The organism is Bradyrhizobium centrolobii (assembly GCF_001641635.1).
Classification (GTDB): Bacteria; Pseudomonadota; Alphaproteobacteria; order Rhizobiales; family Xanthobacteraceae; genus Bradyrhizobium; species Bradyrhizobium centrolobii.
This window is the reverse complement of the sequence record NZ_LUUB01000021.1, coordinates 16,798-34,034: the sequence shown is the minus strand read 5'-3', so window position 1 is coordinate 34,034 and position 17,237 is coordinate 16,798. Positions and strand designations below refer to the sequence as shown.

The window sequence follows — 17,237 nt, the reverse complement described above, 5'->3', positions numbered from 1 at the left end:
CCCGCCACATGCGCGAAGCCGCCGTCGATCGTCATCGAGGTGGACGAACCGCCGATGTCGACATACTGCAGACCGCCCGCGTTGATCGTCGTCGCCGTCGCCGAACCGCCCGCGCCGATATAGGCGTTGCCGCCGTTCTCGATCACGGTCTGATCGGCGACACCGCCGTCCAGCACCTGCTGGAAGCCGCTGAGGTTCGTGCCGGTTACGCTGGCATGGTAGACGTCCTGGAAGGCGCCCGCCGCAATGGTCGTGCCGGAAGCGCTGCCGCCGTTATAGACGTGCTGCGAGCCGCCGTTCTTCACCGTCACGCCGGTTACCACGCCGCCGGTCTGCGAATGACCGCCCTCGACCGAGGTGCCGTTCGCGTCGCCATTGACGTACTGGAAGCCGCCGTTGATCACGGTGTCGTTGGCCGTGCCGCCGGTGTCGACATACTGGAAGCCGCCGGTGTTGATCACCGTGCCGTCCGTGATGCCGCCGTCGCCGACATACTGGTAGCCGCCGTTCTCGACGGTGGTGTCGATGGCGGTTCCACCCGCCAGCACCTGCTGGTCGCCGCTGAGGCTGGTGTTGGTGACCGTCGCATTCGAGTAGACGTCCTGGTAGGCGCCGGCCGCAACCGTCGTGTGGGTGGCGTTGCCGCCGAAGTAGACGTGCTGGGTGCCGCCGGACTGTACGGTAGTGTCATCCGCCGTGCCGTAGTCGTACTGCACGCCGCCATTGAGGATGGTGGTGTGCTGCACGGCGCCGCCGGTCAGGACGTCGACGACGCCGCCATTGCCGACCGTGATCTGGCCCGAGACGTTGCCGCCGAAGGCGACATCGAGCTTGCCGCTGCCGAGGACGACATAGCCCATCGCGGTTGCGGTCGAGGACGTGACCGAGGCGATGCCGGTCGAGACCAGCGTCGGCGCCGCGAACGTGGCCGAGGTGCCGGTGTTGCCGGCCGCATCGGTCGTCTTGGCGGTGAGCTTGTTGCCGCCTTCCGTCAGCGTCACGCCGCCGAGGCTCCAGGAGCCGTCGGCGCCGGCCGTCGTGGTGCCGACCAGCGTTGCGCCGTCATAGACCGACACGAGCAGGCCCGCCTCGGTGGTGCCGTTCACCGTGACGGTGGGCAGGCTGGCATTGTCGAGCGTCGCGCCGGTGACAGCAACGGCCGGCGCAACGGTGTCGACGGTCACGTTGATGGCGCTCGCGGCATCGCTCTGGGCGCCGGTCGTGTCGGTGACCTTCGCCGTGATGGCGTGGGTAGCGTCGCTGAGCAGGCCGGTCTGGATGTCGATGTAGCCGCGCGCGATGTCGGCGAGCGTCAGCGTCACGGCACCGCCGAGCGCGGTCTGGCCGTCGAACAGCTGCACCATGTCGCCGGCGAAGTTGCTTCCGGTGGCGATGCGGACCGTCAGGTTGGTGTCGTTGGTGCTGGCGCCATTGGCGAGCGCGCCGGTGTTGGGCGAGACATCGTCGGTGACCGAGACGATGGTCGGCGCGGTCGGAGCGTTCGACAAGTTGAAGATCTGGGCGGTGATGCCGTAGGAGGAGCTATCGCCCAGCGCCTGGCTGAAGTCCTGCCAGCTGATCACGAAGCCGCCATTGGCGAGCGCCGCGACGGTCGGGTAGAGCTGGTTGCTGGTGATCTGCGCGTTGACGATATACTCGCCGCCGATCTTGTTGCCGGCCGCATCATAGACCTGGGCCTTGATGGCGGAGCCGCTGCCGTCGCCCGTGCCCTCGTCGGACCAGGTGACGACGAAGCCGCCATTCTTCAGCGCGGTGATGCTGGAGAAGCCCTGGTTTCCGCTGGTCTGGGTGTTAACCTGGAATTCCGAGCCGACCTTGGTGCCGCCTGCGGTGAAGACCTGCGCGCGGATCTCGCCGGTGGTGTCCTCGAAGCTGATGACGAAGTTGCCGTTGGCGAGCCCGGTCACGCCTGCGACCATGCGGCTGTTGTAGAAGGCGGTGTCGACGGTGAACTCGGAGCCGACCTTGGTCGCGCCGCTCGCGGTCGGGTGGAACACCTGGCCGCGGACTTCCCAATCGCCGGTGCGGAAGTCGTTCCAGGTCACGACGAAGTCGCCATTGCTTAGCGTGGCGATCGAGGCGCGCTCCTGGTCATAGACGTTGGCCGAGTTGACGAGGAACTCGGAGCCGGCCTTGGTGCCGTCAGCCGCATAGACCTGCGCCTTGATATCGGGCGCCGAAGAGCCCTGGTTGGTCCAGGCAACCACGAAGCCGCCATTGGGCAGGCCGGTGATGGTCGGGGTGTTCTGGTTGTTGGCGGTGACCGAGTTGATCAGGAATTCGCCACCGACCTTGCTGCCGTCAGCGCCGTAGATCTGCGCCTTGATGTCGCCGCTCGTCGAGTTCTGGTCCTGCCAGGAGATGACGAAGCCGCCATTGGCAAGCCCGGTCACGACCGGAGAGGCCTGCGAGCCGGTGGTCTGGGTGTTGACCAGGAATTCGCCGCCGACCTTGCTGCCGTCGGCCGCGTAGACCTGGGCCTTGACGGAGGAGCCGCTGGTGTCGCCGAGCGTGCCGCTGCCGCTGTTGGAGCCGGCGAGGCCATCCTGCCAAGTGACGACGAAGCCGCCATTGGAAAGGCCGGTGATGGAGGGATACCACTGGCTGCCAGCCGTCTGGCTATTGACCTGAAATTCGGTACCTATTTTTACGACGGTGGTGGGCGCGGTCATAACATACCTCAAATGATGCTGAAGGAGAGGACGTGAAGGATTCCACGCTGCCACCGCTGCCCGCGAGGCATGCGCCGAAACCCGCACGGGCTCTAAACGATCTATTTATGATATTTTATGATACACTTTTGCACGCTGTGCGGCATTTTGCCCTGAATTATGTTATATCAATGATATGAAGTAGTTCGATGGATTGCAATCATGGCATGTATTTATATATAATGCACGTAACGATCGCGCAAAGATATCTGCCTCATATGTGCGCACGCGCGATCGGCGCTGCCGCTTCACGGCGCGCGCTACGTCGGAACGAACTGCTGCCGCCGAAAGATTGGTAATGCATCGCCGCGCGTCGTGACGCGAGCTGCTAAGTCTGGATCTTGATGGGGCGAGGGCGGGCTTCTGCCCGTTGATTTCGGCCGGAGCGCGGCTCTGATGGCCGATGGTGCTGTACCGGGACGATTGTCCCGGTACAGCGATGTCGTCGTGGATCAGCTCTGGGCGTGGATCAGCGAGGAGCTCTCGGGATCGGTGCCCTGCGGGTTGATCGCGCCTTCGCCCGCGTCCGGCACCAGGCTGGCTGAGAATTGCGAGAGCAGCGACAGCGACACGGTCGTGCCGCCGTGGCCGTCGGACGCCGCGTTCATCGCCGTTCCGGCTTCGACCCCGGAGAACTGATAGGAGAGGGAACCGCCGCTCGTCGCCAGCGTCAGCGTCGCGCCGTCGAAGGTGAACGAGCTCACCGCGAGGTTATGGAAATCGATGACGTCGCCGACCTCGAAATTGGAGATCGTGCCGGTCAGGCCAGCGGGATTGTCGAGGTAGAGGGCCGCAGCCGAACCGGCAAAATCGACGCCGTTCTGAGCGCCGCCGGCGAGGACGTATTCGGCGCCCGCCGCAAGGTGCGTGTTGCTTGCCGAGCCGACAACGTCGAACTCGCCGCCGTTGACGGTCGTGCCGGATGCCGTTCCCGCCACGAAGACGAATCCGCCGTTGATCGTGGTGGAGGCCGCCGAGCCGCCGACATCGACATATTGCAGGCCGCCGGCGTTGACCGTAGTCCCCGTCGCCGAAGCGCCGGTGCCGATGTACTCGTTGCCGCCGGCCAGGATCACGGTGTCCACCGACGTGCCGGTGGCCAGGACCTGAAGGTTGCCGCTGACCTGGCTGCCCTGCACGCTGCCGCTGTTGACCTGCTGGAAGCCGCCGGCCTGGATGGTCGTCGTGATCGCGGTGCCGTCGAGCACGACGTGCTGAATGCCGCCGCTGTTGATGGTCGTGTTGTAGGTCGTGCCTGCGACTTCCTGGGTGCCGCCGCCGTAGACGACAGTGTCGTTGCCGGTGCCGAGCACGTACTGGTAGCCACCGTTGTTGATCTGGGTGCCGTTGGCCGTGCCGCCTGCGTCGATATATTGCAGCCCCTTGGACGTGACGATCGTCCCGTTGGTGGTGCCGCCATCAGCGACGAACTCGTCACCGCCGCTGACGATGATCGTCGCGTAGGTCACGCCGCCGGACAGGATCTGCCGGTAACCGGCGAGCGTCGATCCGTTGACGATGCCGTTCAGGACGTCCTGGTAGCCGCCCGCGCTGATCGTAACGTTGTTCGCCGTGCCGCCATAGACATGCTGAACACCGCCGTTGGAAATGACGACGCCGTTTGCCGTGCCGTAGTCGAATTGCGTGCCGCCCACGATCGTGGAGTCGTTGGCCGTGCCGCCGGCTTCGATCACGATGAAGCTGCCGGGGCCGACGGCCGTCGCGCCGGACACCGCGCCGCCGCTGCCGACGTCGAGGGTGCCGGAAGCGACGACGATATAGGTCGTGGTCGTGGGAGCAGAGACGTTGGTCGTGCCGTTGAATACCAATTCAGTGGTCATTGATGCCTCAAACGAGAGCTGCAAGGATGGGTCGCGATGTAGGTACAATTCAAAATAAGAATCATTCCGTCGCGAATGATATATTTTATATCATATCTAGTATCGAATGTTATAGTAACGTTTACGTTGTGGGGCTGCGACGAAACGTCGGGCAAGGCGGGGGCTCACGCGCGACCAGCGCCGCAACACGGCATACATTCGGAGAGGGGGGCGGCTGTTGGACCGGGATCCGCGCCTCAGGCCACTGCTTGTGGCGGAGTGAGCCTGAGAAAGTTTGGTAGAGAAAATGGATCAGCGGTCCGCAGGGGCCGCGACCGGGCTGGGCCGGTCGGCATCGAACGAGACCCAGACGTTCGGGTCCGTCGCACTTTGCCGGGACAGATACCGGTAATTCGTTTCGTACCAGAACAGGATTTCCGGCGTCTGGTTGTCGAGGATCATCTCGCCGCGATCGGAACGGACGGTCAGAACGGCATGCCGCCCCTTGTTCGCGCCGGGCTCCTCAACCGTCGTGATCAGGAGCGAGCCCTGCGGCCAGCCCGCCTTGGCGAGCAGCCGGCGCTTGAGCAGGACGATATCCTCGCAATCGCCCCGATCGAGCGGATAGGTCCAGCGTTCAGCCTTCCCGTAGAGCTCGGGATCGCTGGTCCACGTCACGCGATCGTTGACGTATTTGTTGATCTGGTAGAGCTGCTGAAGCAGCTGGGGCGTGAGCACCACGTCCCGGGCTTGATCGGCGCCGGGCCGGCATTCCTCGGCATTTTCGACGCAGAACTGCTGCCAGCCTGAAGGCGCCTTCGTTGCGCCCCCGATTGCGGCGAACAGAGCGGGGCGGGCCAGAAAGGCGTGAGCCGGATGGATGTTGGACAGGCAGACGGCGGACAGGCCGGCTACCGCCATTGCCCATGCACTCAGTCTCCGCCCCGCCGCGCAGATTCCGCTCATGCCGTCCCCCAACACTTCCTTGATGGAGGAGGTTGGCAGAGACAGTTCGCGATCCGCCTAAGCAATTGCTTCAAATTGCATCGATCGTTGCACTCGCGGTCGTGCCGGCGGCGGCCATGGTGTGATTTCCGTTAAGATCGTTGACGTGTCACATTCTTGATATGCTCCGCGGTGCTAGTCTGATGCCGGGACGCGACCGTGCGCGATTGCGGACCCGGACGGAGAGTTGACAGCGGCGGCCGATGTGATGTTCGGGCAGACAGTATCCGGTCAGGTTGCCGACGCACCGCCGCCAACCAATTCCCAAGGCGATGTCGAAGGCGCTCCCGGCATGGGCCTCAAGGTCACAGCCGCTGCGATCGGCATCCTGGCCGTTATGGCCAGCGTCATGGTTGGCGCGGGGGCGGCGGGCGTTCTAGGCGCCGGGCTGGCGCTGATCATGCTGGCGATCGCCATCACAGATGCCAGGTCATTCCTTATCCCCGATCCTCTCAACGTCGCCGGGGTCATGCTCGGCATCGCCAATGTGGCGGTGCTGGGGCAGGGCGATCTCGTCGCGATGGCGGAGGCCGTGCTGCGTGCCGCCCTCGTTGCCGGAGCGTTCCTCGGCCTGCATCTCGCCTATCTTCGGCTGCGTCGGCGGCGTGGCATCGGCCTCGGCGACGTCAAGCTCGCCGCCGTGGCCGGAATCTGGCTCGATTGGTCGATCGTGCCGATCGCGATCGAGATTGCCGCGCTGTCAGCGCTCGCGACCTATGCGCTGCGCCGTTACGTGCTGCGTCACAGGCTAGGGCCGAATACCCGCCTGCCGTTCGGACTGTTCTTCGCGCCGGCGATCTGGATCGGCTGGCTCCTTCAGGCCGCGCTGCCGGGCGGCTGGTGAGCGCCGGCTTTCGCTACTCGCGACTTTATTAGAAGTGCGACATTAGAAGTGCGACTCCTCGGGCCATCGCAGGGCGTGCCATTGTCCGGCTGCGATCTGGCCGCGGCTCATCTTCGAGGCCACCGCATTGCGCAGGAAATTCTCGCGCGTTCGTTTTGGTGCACGCGCGGCCGCGAGGTTGAGCCATTTGTAGGCGGCGACATCGTCCTGCGGAACGCCCTGGCCCTTGTCGTAGGCGAGGCCGAGCAGGTATTGCGCCGTGGTATCGCCTTGTTCGGCCGCCAGCCTGTACCAGTAGCTTGCGGCATCATAGGCCTGCGGAAGTCCTTGGCCGGTCGCGTACATGAAGCCGACCATGGCCTGCGCGCGGGGATTTCCGCGCTCCGCCAGCGGCATCAGCAGGCGTGCGGCGGCGTTATAGTCGCCGCGAGTAAAGGCGCCGCTTCCTGCACCGAGCGAGTCCGCGCGGGCGGGACCGATTGCGGCAATCCCCAGAATCGTTGTGGCGATGAGGAGTGCACTCGGCCTGATCATGGATCCGCTCCGGCTCTGGTTGGAATGGGGTCAGCGGTAGCTTGACGGCGCGCCTTGCTTCGGTCCGATCGCGTTGATGGTGCCGCGCAGCTTGGTCCGCAGCTCTTCGGCGACGAAATGCGCGTCCGCACCGTCACGGATGATCTGCGGACGGATGAAGATGATCAGCTCGGTGCGCTTGATCTGCTTGTCGGTCTGTCCGAACACGACCTCTCCGAGACCGGGGATCTGATCGAGGCCCGGGATGCCGGAGCGGGTCTTGTTCTGGGTGTCGCTGATCAGGCCCGCCAGCAGCACGGTCTGCCCGCTGGCGACGGCCACCGAACTGCGCACCTTGCGGGTCGACACCGTCGGCGTCAGCGTATTGGTCGCCGTGGAGGACGAGCTTGACGAGGTGGAACTGGCCACGGGATTGGAGATTTCCTGCTCGACGTCGAGCCTGACATTTCCGTTGGCGTTGATCCGCGGCACCACGCGCAGGATAATGCCGGTGCTGCGATAGTCGGTGGTGTTGGCGATGGTGTTGCTGCCGGTCAGCACGGTCGCGCTGCCGGTCTGGATCGGGATCTCGTCGCCGACCTGGAGGGTCGCGATCTGGTTGTCGATCACGACCACGGACGGATTCGACAGGACCTTGACGTCGGTGATCGCATGCAAGGCGTTGAGCACTGCTCTCGGCGTGGAGGCGGAGCCGACGAGGAAGTTGAAGCCCGGGATCGCGCGCTGGAGCGCGACATCGCTCGCCGCGCTGAGCAGCGCGCTCGCGCCGTTGTAGCCGACGGAGCCGGTATCGGGCTTGAGACCGAGGTCGCGGCTCATGATGTACGATTGGACGCCATACTGGAGATCGTCGGTCAGGGTCACCTCGGCGATGGTCGCGTCGATGGCGACCTGGAGCTGCGGCTGGTCGATCTCCTTGATGGTCTGCTCGATGATCCGGTACTGCTCCTGGCTCGCATAGATCAGTAGCGTATTGTTGACGGTGTCGGCCGTGATGCGGACGCCATCAAGCACGTTGGGGCCCGCGCCGCCGGTCCGCCCCGAATTCTGCCCGGTGGCGGAGCTATCGAACAGGCTGCCGCCGCCTTGCGTGCCGGAGGATGAGCCGTAAGTGGCCTGACTGGCGGCAGACGAATCCGTCGCACCGCCGCTGCCACCTGTCGTTCGTCCGCTCGATCCGAACCCTCCGGTCGATTGATTGGGCGCAGCCGACAGGCGGCTCAGCGCGGAGCCGCCGCTCGAGCTCGATGCAAGGCCCGACCCAGGCGCGACCTGTCCGCTCGGGCTGTCCAGCGGGGACGAGGACGAACCGCCCGCGTTGCCGGCACCGAAGACGTCATTGAGAACGCGCGCGATCTGGCGGGCATCGCCGAACTTGACGCGGTAGACATGGACGGCGGAACGGCCGGTATTGGTGGTGTCGAGGCGGCGGATCCAGGTCTCGATACGCTGCAGCAGCTCCGGCTTGCGCGTCACCGCGAGCACTGCGTTCATTCTGGCGATCGACTGGAACTTGATCAGGTTCTGCGTCATGCCGCCTTCGCCGGAGTCCACGATCTTCTCGAGCTCGGCGATGATCGGACCCGGATTGCTGTTCTGCACGGGGAAGATGCCGACCGACTGTCCCTTCATGAAGTCCGCGTCGAAGCTCAATACGAGGTCCACCGCATTGCGGCGTTCGCTGCCCGATCCCTGGATCAGGATCAGGTTGCGATTGGTATCGGCGCGGATCATGCCGGGCCGGGTGGCAAAGCTGTCGACGAGCTTGATGACGGTCTGCGCCGAGACATATTGTAGCGGCACCACCGTCACGCCGTAGCCGGGGGCCATGCGATCGGCGGCATCGGCCGCGCCGACGCCGACCGCGTCGCCCTGTGGCATCAGCCGGTAGCCGGTGTCGTCGCGCACCAGCGCGACGCCGCCGATCCGAAGCGCGTTTTCGAGCGCGAAGATGACATCCGATTTCGGGATCGGCCGCCCCGAGGAGAGGCTGATATTGCCCTGGACACGCGGATCGATGACGTAGCCGACGCTGAGGATGTCGCCGAGCACGACCTTGGCGACAGAAGCCACTGGCGAATTGTCGAAATTGAGCTCGAACCGGTCGCCGCTGACAGCGGCCTGCTGTGACGAGGTGGACGGCGGCGCATCATCCCCGGGAACTGCGGCGTAGACCGCGCTCTTGGCGCGGGGCCCCGTGCTGAGCTCGCGCTGCGGCAACTGGTTCGGATAGCGCGGCATGAGATCGATTGAGCGGACTTTGTCGAAAACGTCCGGATCCTTGGTGTCGGCGTCGGCAATGCCGCTCACCGTGTTGCAGGATCCGAGCAGGGCGCAGATCACCGCGCATTGGACAACCAAGCCGATCCGGAATGCTGCTCGGCTCACTGTCTACCCCACTCACGCGCCGCCCCGCCCATTGTTGTCCCCGTCAAGCCGGGCTGGGCCGAATGCAGTTTGCTTAACCGTCTCGTGTGACAGTCGTGTGTTGCAATGTCATGGAGTGTCCGCCGTCACGAGCGAAATTGTTATTCTGACGCGACGTGGCGCGATTAGTTCAGGAATCTCAATGGTGTTTGTCGCTGTCATGAAGTCGCGCGGTGCGGTCCGCAGCTCGCTTGATATTTGCGTCACATTTCCAATCGGAGAAGTAAGGTAAACGGCGCGCTCGCCGCGCTGCGGCCATCAGAGTTCTCCGGTCGACGTCCATGGCTTCCCCGAATGCGCACGAGTTTGCGGCTCGTTTCAGCCAGAAAGCCGGCCTGAAGGCGGACGCGGACAAGCTCGGCAGGCTGAACGGGGCGGGCCCCACCGAGGGCGGTCTGCGCAAGTTGTGGGAAATGAGCGAGTTGTCGGCCAGCGAGTTCGCCGACGAGGTTGCCGGCTTCTTCGAGCTCCCCCGCGTCACGCTTCAGGAGATGATGGCGGCAGAATCCAAGGTGCAGCAGTTCTCGCGCCGGTTTCTGCGGGAGATGGCGGTCTTTCCGTGCCAGCCGGCAGGTGGATCGCCGGTGCTGACGCTCGCCGATCCGACCGACCGCGCCTCTATTCAGGCGGCGGCGATCGTGCTGGGGACGACGCCGGCGATCAAGGTCGCGTCGTTCGAGGACATCGCCACCGCACTCGATCAGCGTCTCGGAGAAGAGGAGAGCGCAAATGTCGAAAATGCCGTCAATGCCCGGGTGCAGGACGACGACATCGACAATCTGCGCGACCTCGCCAGCGGCGCCCCCGTCGTCCGCGCCGTCAACGACATGTTCGAGACCGCCGTCGAGCTGCGCGCGAGCGATATCCACATCGAGCCGGGCCGTTCGTCGCTGGTCGTACGGATGCGCATCGACGGATTGCTGCGCAATGTTCCGACGCCGAACGGCGTGCCGCCACAGGCCGTCATTTCCCGCATCAAGATCCTCGCGGGCCTCAACATCGCCGAGCGTCGCCTGCCGCAGGACGGCGGCGCGCGGGTGCGGGCCGCGCGCGCGGAGATCGACGTGCGCGTCGCGATCATGCCGACGCAATATGGCGAGTCCGCCGTCATCCGCCTGCTGCCGCGGGATCGTGCGCTGCTGTCGATCGACAAGCTGGGTTTCCTTGGCGGCGACCAGAGCAAATTGAAGCGGATGCTGGCGCTGCCGCACGGCATGGTCATCGTCACCGGTCCGACCGGTAGTGGCAAGACGACGACGCTCGCGACCGTCTTGTCGCTGCTCAACGAGCCGACCCGGAAGATACTGACAATCGAAGACCCCGTCGAATACGAAATTCCCGGCGTCTGCCAGTCCCAGGCCAAGCCGTCGATCGGCCTGACCTTTGCCACCGCGCTGCGCGCCTTCGTCCGCCAGGACCCCGATGTCATCATGGTCGGCGAGGTCCGCGACTCCGAGACCGCCCACGTCGCGGTGCATGCCGCACTCACCGGCCATCTCGTGCTGACGACGCTGCATACCGAGACCGCGGCCGCCGCCGTGCCACGCCTTCTCGATCTCGGGATCGAGGCGTTCCTGCTCCGTTCCACGTTGCGTGCGGTGATCGCGCAGCGGCTGGTCCGCCAGCTCTGCGACCGCTGCAAGACCAGCCGGCCGCTGACACATGCGGACATCGAGGCCGATCCGCGCTACGCGGCGGTGGGCCTCGCGGCCGGCAACGTCATCTTCGAGCCCGTAGGCTGCGAACGCTGCGGCGGCGTCGGCTATCGCGGCCGCATCGGCGTGTTCGAGATCCTGGAGATGAACGAGGACGTCCGCGCGCTGGTCGAGGAGCAGTCCGACTGGGAGTCCATCGACAAGGTCGCCATCCGTAACGGCATGACAACGATGATCGAGGACGGTCTGGCCAAATGCCTGTCCGGCATGACGTCGGCGGCGGAGATCCTTCGCGTGACCACCGTGCGGTGACGAGATGCCGAATTTCCGTTATCGCGCGCTGACGCAGAAGGGTGAGGTGGTTTCCGGTTCGATCGCGGCTGCGAACCTCGCCGAGGTCGCCCAGCGCATCGAATATCTCGGACTGGTCGCGATCGATGCCGGGCCCGAAGAGGAAGCCAAGGGCTGGTCGCTTTCGCTGGCGTCGCTGACACTGTCGAAGCCGGGGCCGGCGGACGTCACCATCTTCACCCGGGACCTCGCCTTGCTGCTCAAGGCGGGCGCCCGGCTCAATGACGCACTCGAGCTGCTGGCCAACGACATGGATGTCGGCCGGCTGCGCCCGGTCATCAACAACGTCAAGACGGCGATCCTGTCCGGCGAGAGCTTTGCCGAAGCGCTCGCTCGCGAGCCGACGTTGTTTCCGGCCATGTATGTCGCGCTGGTCCGGGTCGGCGAGATGTCCGGCACGCTGGACCACATCCTGGAGACGATCGGGATCGAGCGTACGCGCGCCGAAGCGCTGCGACGCAAGGTGACCGGCGCCCTGCAATATCCCGCCTTCGTGCTGCTCGCCGCCGGCGGCGTGCTGATCTTCTTCGTGACGTTCGTGCTGCCGCAGTTCTCGGCGGTACTGCGCGACTTCAACGCGAAGACGGATCCGGTCATCGAAGTCTTCCTCACCCTTTCGGACGTGCTGCGCGGCCACGGCTTCGAGGTCGGCGCCGGGGTCGCCATCGCCGTCATCGGCGGCTGGCTGGCCTGGCGCAGGCCCGCCGTGCGCGCGAGCGTCGTGACGCAGCTCGCGCGGCTGCCGGTGATCTCGACCGTGGTCGAATTCCATCGGGCCGCGCTGTTCTCGCGCAACCTCGGCATTCTCCTCGGCAGCGGCGTGACGCTGACCGCGACGCTGCGCATCCTGATCGACATCATGACCGCGACCGGCAACGTGCCCGCCTGGGCCGCGATGGCCGACCGTGTCCGTCACGGCGGCAAGCTCGCCGATGCGCTCGCGGCTTCGGCCGTGCTGCCGCCGGTTGCGGTGCGCATGCTGCGGCTCGGCGAGGAGACCGGCCAGTTGCCCACGCTGTCGGGCCGGGTCGCGGAATTCTATGAGGAGAAGCTGCAGCGGCAGCTCGATCGCGTCGTGGCCATCATCGGCCCGGCGGCGATCATCACCATCAGCATCGTGGTCGGCGGCTTGATCGTGTCGGTGATGACGGCGCTGCTGTCGGTGACTCAAGTTGTCGGATGAACAGGGGAGGGTACGCATGATCGGCGTTTTGAGGAAAGTCCGGCTCGCGCCGCCGAGGCGGCGTCGTCGGCGTCGCGGGGAGGACGGCTTCACGCTGGTGGAGATGCTGGTCGTCATCACCATCATCGGCATGATCATGGCGCTGGTCGGCCCGCGGGTGCTCAACTATCTCAGCGAGTCCCGCGTGAAGGCCGCCAAGATACAGATCCAGAGTTTCAGCAGCGCGCTCGATCTGTTCTATCTCGATGCCGGTCGCTTCCCGACGAGCTCGGAGGGGCTTGCCGCGCTCGCGCATCCGGTAAGTGGTGTGGCGTCCTGGAACGGCCCGTATCTGAAGGGCGGCAATGTTCCCAACGACCCATGGGGCAACCCTTATGTCTACAAGCAACCCGCAGAACGCGCGCCCTACGAAATCCGCTCGCTCGGCTCCGACGGACAGGAAGGCGGAACGGGCACCTCGGCCGATCTCGTCTCCGGACAGAATTGACGCGGGCGAAGCCGGCTTTACGCTGCTCGAAATGGTCTGCGTGCTCGCCATCGTCGCGATGCTCGCGGCCGTTTTGTTGCCACGCTTCCCGTCGGAGACGTCGCGGCCACGGCTCGAGGCTTATGCGATCGAGCTCGCGGCCCTGCTCAAGGCCGACCGCAACGCGGCACTGTCGCATTACGGCGCGGTGAGTACCGTGGTCGATGCGCGGGCCCGGACCGTGAGATCGGGGTCGAGCCCCTGGATCATCCAGGTGCCGCAGGACGTGGTGGTCGATGCGCTGCTGCCGCAGCGCTGCAACGGCAGGCCGGCACTCTCGACCATCAGCTTCTTTGCGAGCGGCATGTCATGCGGCGGCACGATACGCCTGACGCGGCTCGGCAATGCTGTCGAGGTGCGCGTGAACTGGTTGACGGGAGGCGTCGAGATTGTTGCGCAAGAGGTCCTCTAAACGTCGCACAGAAGCCGGCTTCACCATGATCGAGGCCGTCGTTGCACTCGCGCTGGTGACGATCGTGCTTGCGGCGATTGGAACGCTGGTCGCGACCAACGCGCGCGGCGCATGGAAGCTCGAGCAGCGTGTTGCACTGGTCGATACTGCGCGCCTCGTCGCGTCCACGTTGCCGCGCGCAGGCGCGCCGATGCCCGAGGATTTGGGGGGGCGCGTTGCCGGACATCGCTGGCAGATGCGTTTGACGCCCTTCCTCGACGACGTCCCCGTGGTGCCAGAGTCGCGCTTCATCCCGCAGCTGGTCGAGCTGCGCGTGCAATCGCCGAGCGGCGCCATCCTGTCGCTGGAGACAGTGCGCCTCCAGGCGAGGAGCGGGGATCAATGACCCGGCGACACGTCCGGCTCCGTCGCGCGGAAAATGGCTTCACGCTGTTCGAGGCGCTGGTCGCGCTGGCGCTCATGGGGCTGGTCCTGGGCACGTTGGCCTCGGTCACGGGGCAATGGCTGCGCACCTGGAATCGCGGCATCATCCGCGCCCAGCGCAATGAGCAGGTCGCGGTCGCGCTGGATCGGCTGGCGGCGGATCTGTCGGCGGCCGACTATGTGACGCGATCGGACAACGGGCCGCTGTTTCGCGGCACTGAGCAGGGCGTGGTGTTCATCCGCTCCGTGCTCGGCCCGAACGGCCGCCCAGGACTGGAGTTCGTCCGCATCTCGGAGGTGGCGGACAGCCGCGGTCCGGCGCTGGTCCGCATGCGCGCACCCTTCGTGCTGCTGCCGCCCGGCGATCCCAAGACCGATCTGATACCCTTTGCCGACCCTGTCGTGCTGCTGCGCGCGCCGTTTCGCATCAACTTCGCCTATGCCGCGGTGGATGGCAAATGGTTCGGCCGGTGGCTCAATTCGGGGGAATTGCCGACGTCGGTTCGCTTCGACATCAGGGACGTCGAACGCGGGACCGTGATATCGAGCGCCGCGCGGATTCGTGTCGAGGCCGGCGCGCCGCGGCCCGATCCGTCGGGCCAGCAGCAGGAAGCCACACAGACGCAACCAACTAAGGGACCGTCATGATAACGGGCCCGAGGTCCCAGCGTGCGGGCGTTTCAAACTCGCAAGATGGCTTCATCGTCGTCGCCACCCTGTGGCTGCTCGCAGGGCTCGCGGCACTTGCGACCGTTGCGTCCGTCTACATCGCGCAATCGGCCCACACGATCGCAGCGCTCGACGTGGCAACGCAGTGGGAGATGCTGGGCACGGCCGGCGTCGAGCTCGCCGCCTATGAGCTGTCGGCGCCCGCGACGGTCCGCCGTCCGACCCATGGCGGATTTGCCTTCCGCCTCGCGAATTCCTCCGTACGCGTCGAATACATGTCGGAATCTGCGCGCATCAATCTCAACATGGCGCCGCGCGCGATGATCGCGGGGCTGTTCCGGGGCCTCGGCGCGCAGGCCGACGCGGCCGACGAGTACGCAGAGCGAGTCGTCGCCTGGCGGCGCACCCCGAAATCGGACGGACAGGATACGGAGCAGGCACTCTATGGCGCTTCCGGCGTGAGCTACGTGCCGCGGCAGGCGCCATTCAGCAGTGCCGACGAACTCTGGCTGGTGCTCGGCCTGCCGGTCGCATTGGTCGAGCGTGCCATGCCTTTCGTCACGGTCTATAGCGGCATGGCGGAGATCAACGTGCTGGACGCGGCGCCGGAAGTGATCGCCGCGCTGCCCGGCATGACGCCGGCCAAGCTCGATGCCTTCCTGAACCAGCGCGCCGACCTTCCGCCCGACAATCCGGAGTTCGTGATCGGTGCGCTCGGCGGAAAGCAGCCGGGCGCGACCGTCTCCGCGAGCGAGGCCTATCGGGTCCGCGTCCGGATCACGCTTGCCGATGGGCGGCAACGGACGCCGGAAGCGGTGATCCAGATTCCGCCGGCGGGCGAAAAGCAGGCATTCCGGGTGCTGGCGTGGACGGATGAGATCGATCCGGAGCGAGCAGGGCGGCCAAGGCCGATGGAGAGCCGATGAGTATTCCCAGTCAGATCGCAGCAGCGCTGTCCCTGTGGATCGACACCGTCGCGCGGACGATGAGCGCCCGGCTCGAGCGCGCGCGTGGCGCGCGGCAGATTGCGATCAGCGAGGATGATGAAGGCTTCCTCACCCTGTGCCTCATTTCCAAGGCGAGCAAGGATGCCGACTTGCCGTCGTGCTGCATCCCGCTTGTTGAGGGCGAGATCGGCGAGCCGCTGTCGTCGGAATGGTCCGCGGCGATGAAAGGGGCGATGGTCGATCTCGCTCTCAGGCCGTCACGCTTCGTGTTTCGGCCGCTGGAGCTCCCCGGCCGCGCGGTCGAATTCCTCGATGGCATCATTCGCGCGCAGATTGATCGGCTGACGCCGTGGTCTCCGGGTGAGGCCGTGTTTCACTGGACGCCGCCGCAGGCGATCGCCGACGATCATGTCGAGCTGACGGTGGTTGCGACGGCGCGTGCCGCGGTGACCTCGCTCGCGCAAGGCTTTCTCGACCTCGGCGCCGCTGGGGTCGAGATCTCGACCGCAGCGCCGGGAATGGAGCGGATCGCGGTCTATAACCAGCGCCTCGGCGGGCAGGCGGGCTCCGGCCGCCTGCGCCTTGCGCTGATCGCCGTGCTGGCGACAACGGGCGTGCTGGCCATGCTGTCGATCGGGCTCGGCGGGATCGTCACGGACTCCTATGACGCCGAGCAGCAGCAGATCCAGCGCCGCATCGCCGAGCGGCGCGCGATCGCGCGCGGCAGTCAGGGCGGCCCCGGCAGTTCCGCGCTCGAGCTGCTGGCGCGCCGCAAGCAGACGATGCCGTCGGCCGTGATCGCGCTGGAGGAGCTGTCCGGCCTGCTGCCCGACCACACCTATGCGACCGAACTACGGATCGAGGGGGACAAGCTCCAGGTCTCGGGCCTCACCCATGATGCGCCATCCCTGATCCAGATCCTGGAGCAGTCGCCGCATTTCGCCAGCGCCGGCTTCTTCGCGCCGACGACGCGCGCCGCCAATGAGCCCGGCGAACGTTTCCACATCGAGACCCGGATCAAACCGCAGTTCGGATCGGGCACATGATCAGCATGCAGAAGTTTGAAGGCTACCTCGCCCGGTTTCCGATCGCCGCGGTCGCGGCCTATGTGGCGCTGGTCGTGCTGTTTGCATTCACGACGGTGCAAACCGTATTCGAGATCTTGAGCAGCCGCGACGCGGCGGCATCAAGCGCGGAGATCCTTCAGACGCTGGAAGCCCGGCAACCTGCGCAGCGCTCTGCTGTCCGAAACGACGTCAGCGTGCCGACTGGATCGGCCTTCCTCGAGGGACAGACGGTATCGGTCGCGAGCGCCATGCTGCTCCAGCGGGTGCTTGCGGCGACCAAGCGCGCCAACGGTAACACGCTGTCGTCACAGGTCGATATCCAGGGGCCGCTCGCCAAATCCGGCTTCGTCTCGGCGACGTTCAATATCGAACTCCCCGCCGCGTCCCTCCAGCCGCTCCTTTACGATCTGGAGGCTGGCATGCCGTTCCTGTTCATCGATGAGTTGGTCGTCCAGGCTGCCACGGGCAGCACCGACAACAGCAAGCTGCGCCTTGTCCTCGGCATCTCGGCGCAGCGTCAAAGCGCCAACTGAGCAGGCGGATTTTGGTGCGGTTCTGGCCGCTCTGCCTGCGCGAACCAAAAATCCTGCAACGTTAATAATAACATTGAAGCTGGACAGATATTCTCATAACAACATGATC

General features: G+C 65.5%; 15 protein-coding genes. 10 read left to right on the top strand and 5 right to left on the bottom strand.

Annotated features, from left to right (window positions below; genetic code table 11):
- The 3 genes from AYJ54_RS02835 to AYJ54_RS02825 all read right to left on the bottom strand — a co-directional run.
- Positions 1–2,693 (bottom strand): AIDA repeat-containing protein (locus AYJ54_RS02835; protein ID WP_201724113.1); only part of this gene is annotated, 2,693 nt, incomplete at its 3' end.
- 491 nt (positions 2,694–3,184) lie between these two features.
- A complete protein-coding gene (locus AYJ54_RS02830; protein WP_063696357.1) occupies positions 3,185–4,573 on the bottom strand; it encodes a hypothetical protein in 1,389 nt (462 codons plus the stop codon).
- Between the two features lie 291 nt (positions 4,574–4,864).
- On the bottom strand, positions 4,865–5,473 hold the full coding sequence (locus tag AYJ54_RS02825; protein ID WP_063696356.1) for a transglutaminase-like cysteine peptidase: 609 nt from the start codon (positions 5,471–5,473) through the stop codon (positions 4,865–4,867).
- A gap of 271 nt (positions 5,474–5,744) precedes the next feature.
- Here AYJ54_RS02825 and AYJ54_RS02820 point away from each other — a divergent pair, with 271 nt between their 5' ends.
- Entirely contained in the window at positions 5,745–6,401 is a 657-nt protein-coding gene (locus AYJ54_RS02820; protein WP_245328852.1) for a prepilin peptidase, read from the top strand.
- A gap of 42 nt (positions 6,402–6,443) precedes the next feature.
- Here the strand turns inward: AYJ54_RS02820 and AYJ54_RS02815 are convergent, their stop codons facing one another.
- Positions 6,444–6,935, bottom strand: a complete 492-nt coding sequence (locus tag AYJ54_RS02815) for a tetratricopeptide repeat protein (protein ID WP_063696355.1) — start codon at positions 6,933–6,935, stop codon at positions 6,444–6,446.
- A gap of 30 nt (positions 6,936–6,965) precedes the next feature.
- Positions 6,966–9,323 (bottom strand): type II secretion system secretin GspD, encoded by a 2,358-nt coding sequence (gene gspD, locus AYJ54_RS02810; protein WP_063696354.1) that lies wholly within the window; start codon positions 9,321–9,323, stop codon positions 6,966–6,968.
- A 320-nt stretch (positions 9,324–9,643) separates the two neighbouring features.
- Here gspD and AYJ54_RS02805 point away from each other — a divergent pair, with 320 nt between their 5' ends.
- From AYJ54_RS02805 to gspM, 9 genes are read left to right on the top strand one after another with little or no spacing between them, the layout of a single operon-like run.
- Positions 9,644–11,329 carry a GspE/PulE family protein gene (locus AYJ54_RS02805; protein WP_063696353.1) on the top strand — a complete coding sequence of 562 codons (1,686 nt, stop codon included), beginning with the start codon at positions 9,644–9,646 and terminating at the stop codon, positions 11,327–11,329.
- 4 nt (positions 11,330–11,333) lie between these two features.
- Positions 11,334–12,551: a type II secretion system F family protein gene (locus AYJ54_RS02800; RefSeq protein ID WP_063696352.1), complete on the top strand. Its 1,218-nt coding sequence runs from the start codon at positions 11,334–11,336 to the stop codon at positions 12,549–12,551.
- Positions 12,552–12,567: 16 nt separating this feature from the next.
- The gene (gene gspG / locus AYJ54_RS02795; RefSeq protein ID WP_063696351.1) at positions 12,568–13,038 is read left to right on the top strand and encodes a type II secretion system major pseudopilin GspG; all 471 of its coding nucleotides are present in this window, start codon (positions 12,568–12,570) and stop codon (positions 13,036–13,038) included.
- On the top strand, positions 13,016–13,489 hold the full coding sequence (locus tag AYJ54_RS02790; RefSeq protein ID WP_063696358.1) for a prepilin-type N-terminal cleavage/methylation domain-containing protein: 474 nt from the start codon (positions 13,016–13,018) through the stop codon (positions 13,487–13,489). The genes gspG and AYJ54_RS02790 overlap by 23 nt, the downstream gene beginning before the upstream one ends.
- Positions 13,467–13,874 (top strand): prepilin-type N-terminal cleavage/methylation domain-containing protein, encoded by a 408-nt coding sequence (locus AYJ54_RS02785; protein WP_082905445.1) that lies wholly within the window; start codon positions 13,467–13,469, stop codon positions 13,872–13,874. Before AYJ54_RS02790 ends, AYJ54_RS02785 begins: the two co-directional genes overlap by 23 nt.
- Entirely contained in the window at positions 13,871–14,560 is a 690-nt protein-coding gene (locus tag AYJ54_RS02780) for a PulJ/GspJ family protein (RefSeq protein WP_063696349.1), read from the top strand. The genes AYJ54_RS02785 and AYJ54_RS02780 overlap by 4 nt, the downstream gene beginning before the upstream one ends.
- Complete coding sequence (locus AYJ54_RS02775; protein WP_082905444.1) at positions 14,557–15,507, top strand: type II secretion system minor pseudopilin; 951 nt, start codon at positions 14,557–14,559, stop codon at positions 15,505–15,507. The genes AYJ54_RS02780 and AYJ54_RS02775 overlap by 4 nt, the downstream gene beginning before the upstream one ends.
- A complete protein-coding gene (locus AYJ54_RS02770; RefSeq protein ID WP_063696348.1) occupies positions 15,504–16,574 on the top strand; it encodes a PilN domain-containing protein in 1,071 nt (356 codons plus the stop codon). The genes AYJ54_RS02775 and AYJ54_RS02770 overlap by 4 nt, the downstream gene beginning before the upstream one ends.
- Complete coding sequence (gene gspM / locus AYJ54_RS02765; RefSeq protein WP_063696347.1) at positions 16,571–17,128, top strand: type II secretion system protein GspM; 558 nt, start codon at positions 16,571–16,573, stop codon at positions 17,126–17,128. The genes AYJ54_RS02770 and gspM overlap by 4 nt, the downstream gene beginning before the upstream one ends.
- Positions 17,129–17,237: the final 109 nt, after the last annotated feature.

Bases quoted from the DNA above. Each gene is read 5' to 3' on its own strand.
- AYJ54_RS02770 (WP_063696348.1), top strand. From the start codon at position 15,504: ATGAGTATTCCCAGTCAGATCGCAGCAGCGCTGTCCCTGTGGATCGAC.
- AYJ54_RS02780 (WP_063696349.1), top strand. From the start codon at position 13,871: ATGACCCGGCGACACGTCCGGCTCCGTCGCGCGGAAAATGGCTTCACG.
- AYJ54_RS02825 (WP_063696356.1), bottom strand. From the start codon at position 5,473: ATGGCGGTAGCCGGCCTGTCCGCCGTCTGCCTGTCCAACATCCATCCG.
- AYJ54_RS02805 (WP_063696353.1), top strand. From the start codon at position 9,644: ATGGCTTCCCCGAATGCGCACGAGTTTGCGGCTCGTTTCAGCCAGAAA.
- AYJ54_RS02830 (WP_063696357.1), bottom strand. From the start codon at position 4,573: ATGACCACTGAATTGGTATTCAACGGCACGACCAACGTCTCTGCTCCC.
- gspM (WP_063696347.1), top strand. From the start codon at position 16,571: ATGATCAGCATGCAGAAGTTTGAAGGCTACCTCGCCCGGTTTCCGATC.
- AYJ54_RS02800 (WP_063696352.1), top strand. From the start codon at position 11,334: ATGCCGAATTTCCGTTATCGCGCGCTGACGCAGAAGGGTGAGGTGGTT.
- AYJ54_RS02775 (WP_082905444.1), top strand. From the start codon at position 14,557: ATGATAACGGGCCCGAGGTCCCAGCGTGCGGGCGTTTCAAACTCGCAA.
- AYJ54_RS02815 (WP_063696355.1), bottom strand. From the start codon at position 6,935: ATGATCAGGCCGAGTGCACTCCTCATCGCCACAACGATTCTGGGGATT.
- gspG (WP_063696351.1), top strand. From the start codon at position 12,568: ATGATCGGCGTTTTGAGGAAAGTCCGGCTCGCGCCGCCGAGGCGGCGT.